This is a genomic window from Janthinobacterium sp. BCJ23 (assembly GCF_059617945.1).
Genome location: NZ_JCAQAW010000004.1, coordinates 292066 through 305259, shown reverse-complemented (window position 1 = coordinate 305259; position 13194 = coordinate 292066). Strand labels below are relative to the sequence as shown.

Genomic DNA, 13194 nt, shown 5'->3' with positions numbered 1-13194 from the left:
AAAGATTTAGCCGCGAGCACTACGTCCCGGCAGCGCCACCCGCCGGCTGGCGGCAGCTGTTGCCGGGGCAGGCAAGCCGCCCGCCACTTTCAACGCCTTTCCCTGAGCATCGCCACGCAGGCGGAACACGGCCACCACGTCGACCAGCTCGACCGCGCGGTCTTGCAGCGAGGATGCGGCCGCGGCCGCCTCTTCCACCAGGGCCGCGTTTTGCTGGGTGACCTGGTCCATTTGCGAAATGGCCTGGTTGACCTGTTCGATGCCGGCGCTTTGTTCGTGGCTGGCGTTGGCGATATCGCCCATGATGTCCGTCACGCGGCGGATGCTGACGACGATTTCTTCCATCGTCGCGCCCGCCTGGTCGACCAGCGCGCTGCCCGTGTTGACTTTATCCACGGAATCCTCGATCAAGCCTTTGATTTCCTTGGCGGCCGCCGCAGAGCGCTGGGCCAGGTTGCGCACTTCGGTGGCCACCACGGCGAAGCCACGGCCCTGCTCGCCCGCGCGGGCCGCTTCCACGGCAGCATTCAGCGCCAGAATATTGGTTTGGAAGGCAATGCCGTCGATTACGCCGATAATGTCGGCGATCTTCTTCGCCGATTCGTTGATCGACCCCATCGTGCCCACCACTTGCGCCACCACGGCGCCACCCTTGCGTGCCACGTCCGAGGCGGACACGGCCAGCGAGTTCGCCTGGCGCGCATTGTCCGTATTCTGACGCACGGCCGAGGTCAGCTCTTCCAGGCTGGACGCCGTTTCTTCCAGCGACGACGCCTGCTGCTCCGTGCGCACGGACAGGTCCGCGTTGCCGGCGGAAATCTGCGCGGCCGCCACGCTGACCGTATCGGCCGAAGCGCGCACGGTGGCGATCACGCCGACGATGCGCTCGAGGAACTTGTTGAAGGCCGTGGCCGTGCGGCCCACTTCATCCATGCGCTCGACGGGCATGGCGGCGGACAGGTCCAGCGAAGCGCTGACGCGCTCCAGGGTATGTTCGATATTGCCCAGTCCACCGCTGATGGTGCGGTAGATATGCCAGGCCAGCGCGCCCGTCAGCAGCACGGCCACGCCCAGCACGGCCAGCATGGTGCTGAACGCCGTGTCGTAGGCGGCCAGACTTTCCGCTTTTACATCGTCGACCAGCTTGTTGTTGTAGGCGATATGGTCATCCATGCTCTTTTTCGCGGCGGCGGCCGTGATGGCCAGCGGCGTGCCGGCCAGCAAGGTGGCGCGCACGCCATCCATGTCGCCTGCGTAGGCGGCGGCAAAGAATGGCGCCAGCGCGCGGCGGTAGGCTTCCATGGCGGCCTGGTCGGCGTCGAGCATCTTGCTGTCCGTCGGATCGTACAAGCGCTCGGCGCGGTAGGTGGCGATGACCTTGTCGAAATTCGTGTTGGCGTCGGCCACGGCCTTGTCCAGCGCCGTCTTGTCGGCCAGGTTCGAGAATACGGACAGGCGGTAGCCGGCCAGGCGCGAATCGGCGAGGAAACCCTTGGCCGCATTCAAGCCCTGGATGCTGGGAATGATACGGTTTTGCACGGTGTCGAAACGCTCCTGGGCGCGCTGCAGCTGGATGGCGCCGCCGGCGCCCAGCAATAGCAGGGCCAGCAAGGCGATGGTGAGGGTCAGAATTAATTGCTTGGTGATATTCATGGTGTGTCACAGTAAAAAAGGTGGCCTGGCAAGGCCAGGCAGGATGAGTAGCTGCCGATCGGGTGGCCGGGATCGGTTGCTAGCGGCTAGGCCGCCAGCGGGGCGGCGTCAGGCAAGCGGCGCAGCAAGTCGCCATGCTGGCGGCAAAACGCCAGGCCCGCCTTGTGGCCCACGTCGAACAGCAACTGCATGTTCGAACTGGACCAGTCCAGGGTGTCGGGCCAGTGCTGCTCCGGGATGCCGCCCATCAGGTCGAGCTTGAGCAAACGCCGCTTGGGCTGGCCCGTGCGCGCATCCGTGTTGTGCTCGAGCTCAAACAGGCGCAGCTCGCTCTTGGAAATTTTCACGAGCGGCGTAATGATGGAGCGCACCCAGGCGTCGTACAGGTTGCGCGGCTTGCGCAGCAAGCGCTCGTCGCCGAGGATGTCGAGGATGACCAGGGTGTCAGCGTCATGGTGCTCGCCCTTGCCTTCGATAAACGGGTCGAAATTGAGCGTGTCGAGGGCCGCGCCTTCGATGTAGTCGTCGCCGGCGATGGTCGTCGGTGCATACAGGAAAGGAAACGACAGGGCCGCACGCACGTGGATCGGTTCGATCTCGTGCTTGCCCCAGATTTGCATGCGGTGCTCGCTGAGGTTATAGGCATTGATGTAGAAATCGGGACGCATGCGCGCCACGCCCGAGAAATCCACGGCTTTTTCCAGGAAGGGCAAATGCGCGCACAGGCCCAGGCTTTTCGCCGACAAGTCCGATGGCGACAGCGACGACACCATCAGCTTGCCCCAGTCGGACCAGGCCGTGGGCACACCCGCAAACGTTTGCTGGAATGCCTGGAAAAAAGGATTGTTGGCCGGCGGCTGGAAGGCGTCTCGGAAAGTGCTCGCGTGCATGCCCGGCTTCTGGAAGACCTTGTAATTGATCGGGATCATCTTGTAGATGCTGTCGGCCACGCCCGTGTCGGCCCAGCTTTGCAAGGCCTGGCGCGGCGTGGCTTCGTGCGGCGTCGTGTAAAGCAAACCCATCAACACACCGGCGCCCGAGGCGGAAATGACGTCGAATTCGATGCCCTCATCGAGAAACGCGGCCAGGGCACCGGCGATCAAGGTGGAATTTGGTGCACCGCCACCGAGCAGCAAACCCGTTTTGCGGGCCGGTTTCGCTGTCGCGGCTGATGCCGGATCCGGCGGTGTCGTCGTGACTGTCTTCATGCACACTCCCTGAACGGAACGGGACTATCATCCCTTAATTGTTGGTTACTACACGCTGATAGCGCCTAATCCTGCCCATGTCCCCGCAAGCGGCGAGCCGATGCAATGTTGCAGAAACAGATATGAAATTAACATAAATAAATTCCTTATGGCAATTTCCATAACGAATGATGGGTATTCAGAAAGGGTATAAGTTGATGCCGTGCGGCATAGCTTGATGCGGTGCAGCAAATATAAATTCGGCGGCGTTAGGATTAATCGCTTTTGGGTAGGAATATTCCCCAAGCAGCCGCCAGCGCGGCGGCCAGGGGGATCAAAGGAGTGGCGCGGGGCCGGGAGGGAGCGAAGAGAAATGCAAGTGGGTACACAAATGGTCAACAAAGACGCGAATCTTCGGCGACAGGTGGCGGCTTGACGGCCACAGCACCCAGAACTTGCTCGAGTGCAGCAAGTAGCCGGTCAGCACGGCTTGCAGTTCGCCGCGCGCGATGGCGTCGCGCACGATAAAGTCAGGCAGATAAGCGAGGCCCACGCCCTGCGTGGCGGCGCCGATCAAGGCTTCGATATTGTTGCAAGTCAAGGCGGTCGGCAAGCGCAACTCCCCGCCGCTGTCGCCCTCGGCGCGCTGCAATGCCCATTCCTGCAACTTGCCCGTGGTGGGAAATTTGTAGCGCACGCAAGCGTGCTCTTCCAGCGCGCGCGGCGTGGCTGGCACGCCATGGCGGGCGAAATACGCGGGCGAGCCGACGATGGCAAAGGCAAACGGCCCCAGTTCGCGCGCCATCAGCCGCGAATCGGTCAGCGTACCGCTGCGCACGGCCACGTCCACGCCTTCGGCCACCACGTCGACAAGGCGGTCGTTGAAATCGAGGTCGAGTTCGATCTCCGGGTACAACCGGGTAAATTCCGCCAGCAGGGGCAGGATGATGCGGTAGCCAATCACGGGCAGGCTGACACGCAGCTTGCCGCGCGGCGCTTCTGCCAGGTGCGACAGTTCCGCCTCGGCATCACCGAGGTCGGCAAGGATGCGCTGGCAACGCTCGTAGAACAGCGCGCCCTCGTTGCTCAGGCTGATGCGCCGCGTGCTGCGGTTGAGCAGGCGCACACCCAGCTTTTCTTCCAGCCGCGCCACGCTCTTGCCCACGGCCGAGGCCGACACACCGAGCAGCCGCCCGGCCGCCACATAGCTGGAAGTTTCCGCCGCGCGCACGAAGGCGGCAATGCCATTCAGATTATCCATGCGACCTCGCTGTCTCTATTAGGGAATATTTGTCCGCTATGAGCGGATTTTCAGCCACTTTTTCACAGATTACGTCCATATTATCATCGGATTCCCTCTTTCTGGAATCATTCCCATGGATACGAATCTTCCCGCGCAAGCCCCGGAACCAGCAACTGCACGGCGTACGCTGGTGCTGGCAGCCGTCTGCCTGGCCGCGCTATGCATGCCGCTCAGTTTTACAGGGCCGGCCATCGCCATTCCCTCCATCGCCGCCGACCTGCACGGCACGCCGCTGGCGCTGGCGTGGATCACGAACGCCTTCATGCTCAGCTTTGGCGGCTGCCTGATGGTGGCCGGCGCGCTGGCCGACCGCTATGGCCGCAAGCGCGTGTTCTTGCTGGGCATGGCCGTGTTTTCCGCCGCCGCGCTGGCACTGGCGGCCGCGCCCGGCATTGTGTGGCTCGACGTGCTGCGCGCCGTCCAGGGCCTGGGCTGCGCCATGGCCCTGTCGAGCGGACTGGCAGCGCTGGCGCAGGAATTCGACGGCCCCGCCCGTGCGCGCGCCTTCAGCCTGATCGGCACGGCCTTCGGCGTGGGCCTGGCCTTCGGCCCCTTCCTCGCGGGCGCGCTCATCGCCCACACGGGCTGGCGCGCCATTTTTGCGGCCACGGCCGCGGCTGGCCTGGCCGCCCTGCTGGCCGCCGCGCGGGCCATGCGCGAATCGCGCGACCCACAGGCGCAAGGCGTCGATTGGCCGGGCGCCCTGACGTTTACCGGTGCGCTGTCCTTGTTTACCTATGGCTTGCTGCAGGCACCCGACAGCGGCTGGGGCAGCGCCGCCAGCCTGGGGCTGCTCGGTGGCGCGGCCTTGCTGCTGGGCGTGTTCATCCGCGTGGAGCGGCGCGCGGCACGGCCCATGCTGGACTTGACCCTGTTCCGCCTGCCCGCCTTTGCCGGCGTGCAGCTGCTGGCCGCCGCGCCCGCGTTTTCCTTTGTCGTGCTGCTGGTCTTGCTGCCAGCCCGCTTCATCGGCATCGAAGGCTACAGCGCGCTGGAGGCGGGACGCATGATGATCGCCCTGTCGGCGCCCATGCTAGTGCTGCCGATCCTGGCCGGCATGGCGGCGCAACGCATCGCCGCCGCGCACATCTGCGCCAGCGGCCTGCTGCTGGCGGCGGGTGGCTTGCTGTGGCTGTCCACTTGCGTGCCGGGCCAGGCGCCAGCTACCTTGATCGGGCCGCTGCTACTGATCGGCTGCGGCATCAGTCTGCCGTGGGGCTTGATGGATGGCCTGGCCATCAGCATCGTGCCCGTCGAACGGGCCGGCATGGCGGCCGGCATCTTCAATACGACGCGTGTGGCGGGTGAAGGCCTGGCGCTGGCCATCGTCAGCGCGCTGCTCGGTACGCTCACGATGGCGGCCTTGGGCAAGGTGCCCGGCCTCGCCCTGGAGCAGGCGGCGCTGGCGGCGCCCTTCCTGGCATTGGGAGAATTACGCCATGCGGGCGCTCTGTTGCCGCAGGCCGGCGCCGCCGAACTGGCGCAAGCGTATGGCGCCGCCTTCCGCCACTTGCTGTATGTGCTGGCCAGCATTACGACGGCCTCGGCCCTGCTGATCCTGGCCTTTTTGCGTCATCCAGCTGGTGCAGCAACGGGCACGGCCGCCCTGCCCGCCTGCAAGGTGCAGCAATAATTCACGACCATCATAGTTCCTCCTGCCGTACACGGCGGCGCCCACGCGCCGCCGCCCGCCCTGATGTTTCTCCGCAACACCTCAAAAGTTTCAAGGAATAAAACTAGTTTACTGATCAAAGCGCTTTGAACTATACTCAAAGCGCTTTGAAACATAACTAAAGCGCTTTGGTTGTGCGAAACTACGCGCGCTAATCCCACACCTATAAAAACACTGGAGACACAATGAACAAATTTTTCTTGAAAGCGTTGCCAGCGGCAGTGCTCATGGCCTTGAGCGCGTCGGCCCAGGCCGCCCTGCCGATCGACTTCGGCGGCTACATCCGCTCGGGCTTCGGCACCAGCAGCGAAGGCGGCAAGGAAGCGTGTTTCGGCCTGGCTGGCGCATCGTCCAAGTATCGTCTGGGCAATGAGTGCGAAACCTACGGCGAGCTGAAATTCGGCGGCGAAGCCTTCAAGGCAGCCAACGGCACCACTTTCCGCATCAATACCCTGGTGGCGTTTTCCGTCAATCAGAACCAGGACTGGGAGCAATCGGACCCGGCGTGGCGTGAAATGAACGTGGTCGCCGACAAGATCGGCACGGGCGCCTTCGCCGAAGCGCGCGCCTGGGTCGGCAAGCGCTACTATGACCGCCAGGACGTGCACATCACCGATTACTACTTCTGGAATAACAGCGGCCCGGGCGCCGGCCTGGAAAACATCGACCTGGGCGCCGCCAAGCTGGCCTACGCCATCGTGCGCACGGCCGACGATGGCGACAGCAATCGCATGGGCCTGTCGCACGACTTGCGCTTCTCCGGCATCAAGGTCAACCCCGATGGCGAACTGACCCTGGGCCTGCAATTCAACCAGAAACGCAACGCGCAAGGCGCGGCCCCCATCGCCAGCGGCCACTTGCTGACCGTCATGCATACGCAAGGCAATCTGCTGGGCGGCTTCAACAAGGTGGCATTGCAGTACGGCAAAGGCAGCGCCGCCAACACGGGCGGCTTCAGCCTGGGCGCCGGCAAGGATGACAAGGTCGTGCGCCTGACGGAACAGATCATGATCCAGCCCAAAGGCGCGTGGTCGGGCATGGGCACCTTCGTCTACGAAGACAAGGAAACGGCAGGCGTGAGCAGCAAATGGACATCGATCGGCGCGCGTCCCGTCTACCACTTCACGGACAACTACAGCCTGGCCGTGGAACTGGGCCACGACATCGTCAAGCCGGAAGGCGGCGAGAGCCGCAACCTGACCAAGCTGACCTTCGCGCCGCAACTGTCGGCCGGCAACAGCTTCTGGTCGCGTCCCGTGCTGCGCGCCTTCTACACCTACGCCAAATGGAACAAGGCAGCCCAGTCGGCCGCCGCCGCGGAATCGGCGCTGTCGTCGACGGGCGTGTTTGGTGGAAAAACAAACGGCAGCTCGGTCGGTTTCCAGGTCGAGTCGTGGTGGTAAGAGCATCTGAAAAACGTCCATGGCGGCGTTGCACGGTCTTGCCGTACTAGCGTACTGTCTGCGACCGCGCGCCTTGCCCTGAACGTTTTATCAGACGCTCTTTATTGACCAGAGGCATCCAACACTGGCTGACGCCGCAAGGCGCCAGCCACTGGCAGCAGCACCACCCGCTCATTCAGGGGCAGGTAGTAACCGGACCCACCATTTCGCCGCTGCACGCGATGGCCGGCAGCTTCAATGTAGTGATTCAGCAGTATCCTCTTTTAGCGCGGGCGCCCCTGGGTTTGCCCGCGTATTTTTTTGGGCGCCGCCGCCGCTTGCCATACCTCTGATCATTCCGGCATTTATCAGATAAACTACCCTGCATTGCACGGCACCGCACCGCTCCCGACCCACCCCGACTGCAGCATCCATGAACCTCAAAAATCTCGCCAAAACGCTAGGAATATCCGAAACCACCGTCAGCCGCGCCTTGAATGGCTATCCGGAAGTAAGCGAACGCACGCGCGAGCGGGTGCTGGCCGCCGCGCAGGCGGCCGGCTACCGTCCCAATCCCATGGCGCGCAGCTTGGCCGTCGGGCGCACGAATATCGTCGGCATCATCTACCCGCTGATGCCGAACGACCTGGCCGACCCCATGTTCATCGACATCGTGGGCGGCATGTCGGAAGCGCTGGAAGCGCAGCAGATGGACATGATGATCGCGCCCGCTTCGGCCACCAATGAATTCCACACGTATGAGCGCATGGTCAAGGGCCGCCGCATCGACGGCCTGATCGTCGGGCGCACGAAACCGTTCGACGAGCGCATCGCCTACCTGGCGCAGCAGGGCATGCCGTTTGTCGCGCATGGCCGCACGCAGCTGAACCAGCCGCACGCGTGGTTCGACTACGACAACGAGGCGGGCATGCGCCTGGCCGTCGAGCGCCTGGCGCAGCTGGGCCACCAGCGCATCGGCCTGATCAGCGCAACGCCGGACCTGAACTTCGTGCGCCAGCGCGTCGAGAGTTTCCAGCACGCCATGCAGGCGGGCGGCCTGGCCGTCGACCCGGACAACCTGGTCGACAACGCCCACGACCGCCGCGCCGGCTACCAGGCCATGCAGCGCCTGCTGGCCCGCTCGCCCCGCCCCACCGCCGTCATCGTCGACAATCACATGTCGGGCGTGGGCGCCGTGCGCGCCCTGCTCGACGCGGGCATCGCCATAGGCAGCGAGATGTCGCTGATCGTCTGGGGCGTGATGGAAGATTCCCTGGCCGGCCACAACGTCACCACCGTCGTCCAGCCCGACCCGCGCGGCGCCGGCGCAAAAATGATCAACATGCTGCTGGCCCTGATGGACGGCACGCCCGTCACCGACTTGCAGGAACTGTGGCCGTGCGAACTGTTGCCGGGCGAGTCGGCGGGACCGGTAATTAGGTAGTTAAATATTGCATTGGCCCGCAGCAGAAAGCTGGGGTCAGTCACTGCGTGATCGGAATGGGTCCCACTGGGACCATTCCCCCTCAGGGTCCGACCCCGGCCTCCGCTGGGGGGTTTCGTAAACGCCCTCTTCGCGCAGTTTTTCCCTTTCTGAATCACCCTCATAAAAAAATCGTATGTCTGGAGCGTGTATCGCTTTACTTTTCAAAGCGCTTTGAACTATACTCATTTCATACCCAAAGCGCTTTGAATTTTAAAATAAGACGTTCGCCTACCAACCAGCAGCGCCGCCCTGATAGCCAACGCTACAGGCAACTTTTAAGAAATCATTCATGCCGACCATCCAGAACAATCTCGCCCACCTGCCCGCCGACTGGTGGCGCAGCGCCGTCATCTATCAGGTGTATCCACGCAGCTTCCTCGACAGCAATGGCGACGGCATCGGCGACTTGCCCGGAATTACCTCCAAGCTCGACTACATCGCCGCCCTGGGCGCCGACATCGTGTGGATCTCGCCCTTCTTCACGTCGCCGATGAAGGACTTCGGCTACGACGTGGCCGATTTCTGCGACGTCGACCCGATGTTTGGCACCCTGGCCGATTTCGACCGTCTTGTGGCACGCGCCCATGAACTGGGCTTGAAAGTGATGATCGACCAGGTGCTGTCGCACTCGTCCGACAACCATCCGTGGTTCGTGGAAAGCCGCTCCAGCCGCGACAATCCCAAGGCCGACTGGTATGTGTGGGCCGACCAGAAACCGGACGGCACGGCGCCGAACAACTGGCTGTCCGTATTCGGCGGTTCCGCGTGGCAATGGGAGCCGCGCCGCGGCCAGTATTACCTGCATGATTTCCTCGTCAGCCAGCCCGACCTGAACTTCCACAATCCGGCCGTACAGCAGGCCCAGCTGGACAACCTGCGCTTCTGGCTCGAGCGCGGCGTCGATGGCTTCCGCTTCGATTCCTGCAACTTCCCGTATCACGATCAATTGCTGCGCGATAATCCGCCAGCCGCGCAGCGCGACGCGAGCAGCGTGTCGGCCATCAATCCCTACGGCATGCAAGCGCACGTGTACGACAAGACGCAGCCGGAAAACATCGCCTACCTGCAGCGCGTGCGCGCCGTGCTCGATGAATACAAGGCCGTTTCCATCGGCGAAGTGGGCGACGACAATGCGCTGGCCACCATGGCTGCCTATACGGGCGCCGACAAGCTGCACATGGCCTACAGTTTCAACTTGCTGACGGCGGAGTTTTCGGCCGCGCACATCCGCAAGCAAGTGGAAGAATTCGAAGCGCAAGTGGCCGACGGCTGGGCTTCCTGGTCCGTGGGCAACCACGACAGCGTGCGCGTCATGACGCGCTGGGGCGGCGAGAACCCGTCGCCATCGCTGGCCAAGGTCGTGCTGGCCGTGCAAGCCGCCTTGAAAGGTACGCCGTGCCTGTACCAGGGCGACGAGCTGGCCCTGACGGAAGCGGACATTCCTTTCGAAGCGCTGCAAGACCCGTACGGCATTCCGTTCTGGCCCCAGTTCAAGGGCCGCGACGGCTGCCGCACGCCGATGCCGTGGGTGGCCGAAGCGCCGCATGGCGGCTTCAGCACCACCACGCCGTGGTTGCCCGTGCCGCCGGAACACCTGGCGCGCGCCGCTGACGTGGAAGAACACGATAGCGGCTCGGCGCTGCGCTTTGCGCAGAACATCCTCGCCTGGCGCCGTACCCTGCCGCAATTGCTGCGCGGCGATATCGTCTTCTTCGATGCGCCGGAACCTGTACTGGCCCTGCGCCGCGACTTGCCCGGCCAACCGTCCGTGCTGGCTGCCTTCAACCTGGGCACGGAGGCCGTCACCTTCACTTGGCCGGACGCGGCGGCAGCGGCCGATCTTGCTGGCCATGGCTTGCCAGGTAGTAAAGATAACCAACAGCTCAGCCTGCCCCCGCATGGCGGCTGGTTCGGCACTTTGGCGTAAATCGCAGGCTTTGGCGGCCATGCCGCCAATTACAATAACGAGCCCCGCGCATCAGCGGGGCCAAATTGAGAGAACGAGGACGACATGGCTGGACTGAAGTTAACAGGCCTGAAGAAGGCATATGGCGACGTGCAAACCCTGCACGGCATCGACCTGGAGATCGCCGATGGCGAATTCATGGTCTTCGTGGGCCCGTCGGGTTGCGGCAAATCCACCTTGCTGCGCAGCATCTGCGGCCTGGAAGAAATCAGCGGCGGCGACTTGTTCATCGGCAAGACCCGCATGAACGACGTGCCGCCCGCCAAACGCGGCATCGCCATGGTGTTCCAGAGCTATGCCCTGTATCCGCACATGAGCGTGGCGCAGAACATGGCCTTCGGTCTCAAACTGGCCGGCATGAGCAAGGTGCAGATCGCCGACGCCGTGCAGCGCGCCGCGCAAATCCTGCGCATCGAGCCTTTGCTGGAACGCAAACCGAAGGACTTGTCGGGCGGCCAGCGCCAGCGCGTGGCCATCGGCCGCGCCATCGTGCGCAAGCCCGACGTCTTCCTGTTCGACGAGCCGCTGTCCAACCTGGACGCTTCGCTGCGCGTGCAAATGCGCATCGAACTGGCGAATTTGCACCGCGAATTGCGTTCGACCATGATTTACGTCACGCATGACCAGGTCGAAGCGATGACCCTGGCCGACCGCATCGTCGTGCTCAACGCGGGCCGTATCGAGCAAGTGGGCGCACCGCTCGAGCTGTACCACCACCCGGCCAACCTGTTCGTGGCCGGCTTCCTCGGTTCGCCCCGCATGAACTTCCTCAAGGGCAAGATCCACAGCTACGCCGACGGCGTGGCCACCATCGCCACCAACGCGGGCGGCATGCTGCAAGCCGTCTTGACGCAGCCATTGGCCAGCGGCACCCCCGTCACCGTCGGCGCGCGTCCCGAACACGTACAGGCATGCGCGCCCGGCGCCACGGCCGCCATCACGGCCACCGTGCAGGCCGTGGAGAAACTGGGCGACATCAGCTATCTGTACGTGCACGTAGCAGGCGGCGACGAGCCGCTGGTCGTGCGCGCCGATGCGGAAACGGACTGGACCATTGGCCAATCCGTGGCGCTGCAGGTGGCGCCCGCCCGCGTCCACGTATTCGACGAGCACGGCCAGACCCGTACCTGATTCGGCATTTAAAGGGCCAGGCGCTACAGGCGCCGCCTGGCCTGGTTGTATCGTTTCAGCCTTGATACTCAACATAAACTTAGCATAAAAAAAGATACTGGAGATTGACATGTCCTTCACGCACCCGAAACGCAGCTTCATCAAAACCACCCTGATCGCCGCCGCCCTGGCCGGCATCGGCAACCTGGCCGCCGTCAGCATGGCGAACGCGGCCGAAGCCGGCACCCTGCTGATCTGGATCAATGGCGACAAAGGCTACAAGGGCCTGGCCAAGGTCGGCGAGGAATTCACCAAGAAGACGGGCATCAAGGTCGTCGTCGAGCATCCGGAAGATGCGCCAAACAAATTCCAGCAAGCAGCCGCCGCCGGCAAGGGTCCGGACATCTGGATCTGGCCGCATGACCGCATCGGCACCTGGATCGACGCCGGCTTGCTGCAACCATTGACGCCAAGCAAGGAAGCGCGCGCCGCCATCCTGCCGCTGGCCTGGAACGCCTTCACGGTGAGCGGCAAGACCTGGGGCTACCCGATCTCCATCGAAGCCGTCGCCCTCGTCTACAACAAGGACCTGGTGCCGACGCCGCCAAAAACCTTCGAGGAAATCGCCGCGCTGGACAAGAAACTGTCCGCACAAGGCAAGAAAGCCATCCTGTGGGATTACACGAATACCTATTTCACGTGGCCATTGCTGGGCGCGGGCGGCGGCTTCCCGTTTGAAGTCAAGTCCGACGGCCGCTACGATGCGGCGAAAACGGGCGTGAACAATGCCGGTTCGCAGGCAGGCGTGAATGCGCTGATGACCCTGATCAACAGCGGCGCCATGCCGAAGGGCGCCGGCTACGCGGAAATGGAAGCGGGCTTCAACCAGGGCAAGATCGCCATGATGATCAACGGCCCATGGTCGTGGGACAATGCGCGCAAGTCGAAGATCAATTTCGGCGTGGCAACGATCCCTACCGTGGCAGGCAAGACGGCCACGCCATTCGTGGGCGTATTGGGCGCGATGATTTCGAAAGCCAGCCCAAACAAGGACCTGGCCACGGAATTCCTGGAAAACCAGATGCTGCAGATCAATGGCCTGAAAACCATCAACGCCGACGTCCCGCTGGGCACGCCAGCTAATAAAGTGCTGTTCGCGGAACTGAAGGCCAATCCGAACATCCAGGCAACGATGGAAAGCGCGCAAGCGGGCCGCCCGATGCCGAACAACCCGGAAATGGGCCGTTTCTGGTCGTCGATGCAATCGGCGCTGGAAAACATCACGCAAGGCCGCCAGACGACCAAGGATGGCCTCGATGCGGCGGCGAAGCGGATTACGACGGCGAATTAATCAATGTCGCGCTGCACCACGTAACTTCGCGTAGGTCGGATTAGCGCTTGCGCGTAATCCGACATGTGCAGCCAACAATGTTGT

The 13194-nt window shown here is 63.3% G+C and carries 9 protein-coding genes; 6 read left to right on the top strand and 3 right to left on the bottom strand.

Translation table 11 applies throughout. The features are described 5' to 3' along the window. Positions 1–6: 6 nt before the first annotated feature. The 3 genes from AC54AG_RS15565 to AC54AG_RS15555 form a co-directional block, all read right to left on the bottom strand. Positions 7–1653: a methyl-accepting chemotaxis protein gene (locus AC54AG_RS15565; protein WP_496630863.1), complete on the bottom strand. Its 1647-nt coding sequence runs from the start codon at positions 1651–1653 to the stop codon at positions 7–9. A gap of 86 nt (positions 1654–1739) precedes the next feature. After that, positions 1740–2861 (bottom strand): patatin-like phospholipase family protein, encoded by a 1122-nt coding sequence (locus AC54AG_RS15560; protein WP_496630862.1) that lies wholly within the window; start codon positions 2859–2861, stop codon positions 1740–1742. Between the two features lie 313 nt (positions 2862–3174). Beyond that, entirely contained in the window at positions 3175–4101 is a 927-nt protein-coding gene (locus AC54AG_RS15555; RefSeq protein ID WP_496630860.1) for a LysR family transcriptional regulator, read from the bottom strand. A 115-nt stretch (positions 4102–4216) separates the two neighbouring features. On the opposite strand from AC54AG_RS15555, the gene AC54AG_RS15550 reads away from it, so the two are divergent. The 6 genes from AC54AG_RS15550 to malE all read left to right on the top strand — a co-directional run bounded on the left by AC54AG_RS15550 (position 4217) and on the right by malE (position 13110). After that, a complete protein-coding gene (locus AC54AG_RS15550) occupies positions 4217–5776 on the top strand; it encodes an MFS transporter (protein ID WP_496630859.1) in 1560 nt (519 codons plus the stop codon). Positions 5777–6000: 224 nt separating this feature from the next. Then, positions 6001–7218, top strand: coding sequence for a maltoporin (locus AC54AG_RS15545; protein ID WP_072454702.1), 1218 nt, complete (start codon positions 6001–6003; stop codon positions 7216–7218). Positions 7219–7630: 412 nt separating this feature from the next. Further along, entirely contained in the window at positions 7631–8641 is a 1011-nt protein-coding gene (locus tag AC54AG_RS15540) for a substrate-binding domain-containing protein (protein ID WP_319992692.1), read from the top strand. A 331-nt stretch (positions 8642–8972) separates the two neighbouring features. Continuing rightward, positions 8973–10610 carry an alpha-amylase family glycosyl hydrolase gene (locus AC54AG_RS15535; RefSeq protein WP_051991838.1) on the top strand — a complete coding sequence of 546 codons (1638 nt, stop codon included), beginning with the start codon at positions 8973–8975 and terminating at the stop codon, positions 10608–10610. Between the two features lie 84 nt (positions 10611–10694). Next, positions 10695–11780 carry an ABC transporter ATP-binding protein gene (locus AC54AG_RS15530; RefSeq protein ID WP_496630858.1) on the top strand — a complete coding sequence of 362 codons (1086 nt, stop codon included), beginning with the start codon at positions 10695–10697 and terminating at the stop codon, positions 11778–11780. Between the two features lie 109 nt (positions 11781–11889). Next, positions 11890–13110, top strand: a complete 1221-nt coding sequence (gene malE / locus AC54AG_RS15525) for a maltose/maltodextrin ABC transporter substrate-binding protein MalE (RefSeq protein WP_058047926.1) — start codon at positions 11890–11892, stop codon at positions 13108–13110. Positions 13111–13194 lie beyond the last annotated feature (84 nt).

Excerpts from the sequence above, each read along its gene's own strand:
- AC54AG_RS15540 (WP_319992692.1), top strand. The coding sequence starts at position 7,631 with ATGAACCTCAAAAATCTCGCCAAAACGCTAGGAATATCCGAAACCACC.
- malE (WP_058047926.1), top strand. The coding sequence starts at position 11,890 with ATGTCCTTCACGCACCCGAAACGCAGCTTCATCAAAACCACCCTGATC.
- AC54AG_RS15530 (WP_496630858.1), top strand. The coding sequence starts at position 10,695 with ATGGCTGGACTGAAGTTAACAGGCCTGAAGAAGGCATATGGCGACGTG.
- AC54AG_RS15555 (WP_496630860.1), bottom strand. The coding sequence starts at position 4,101 with ATGGATAATCTGAATGGCATTGCCGCCTTCGTGCGCGCGGCGGAAACT.
- AC54AG_RS15565 (WP_496630863.1), bottom strand. The coding sequence starts at position 1,653 with ATGAATATCACCAAGCAATTAATTCTGACCCTCACCATCGCCTTGCTG.
- AC54AG_RS15545 (WP_072454702.1), top strand. The coding sequence starts at position 6,001 with ATGAACAAATTTTTCTTGAAAGCGTTGCCAGCGGCAGTGCTCATGGCC.
- AC54AG_RS15560 (WP_496630862.1), bottom strand. The coding sequence starts at position 2,861 with ATGAAGACAGTCACGACGACACCGCCGGATCCGGCATCAGCCGCGACA.
- AC54AG_RS15550 (WP_496630859.1), top strand. The coding sequence starts at position 4,217 with ATGGATACGAATCTTCCCGCGCAAGCCCCGGAACCAGCAACTGCACGG.
- AC54AG_RS15535 (WP_051991838.1), top strand. The coding sequence starts at position 8,973 with ATGCCGACCATCCAGAACAATCTCGCCCACCTGCCCGCCGACTGGTGG.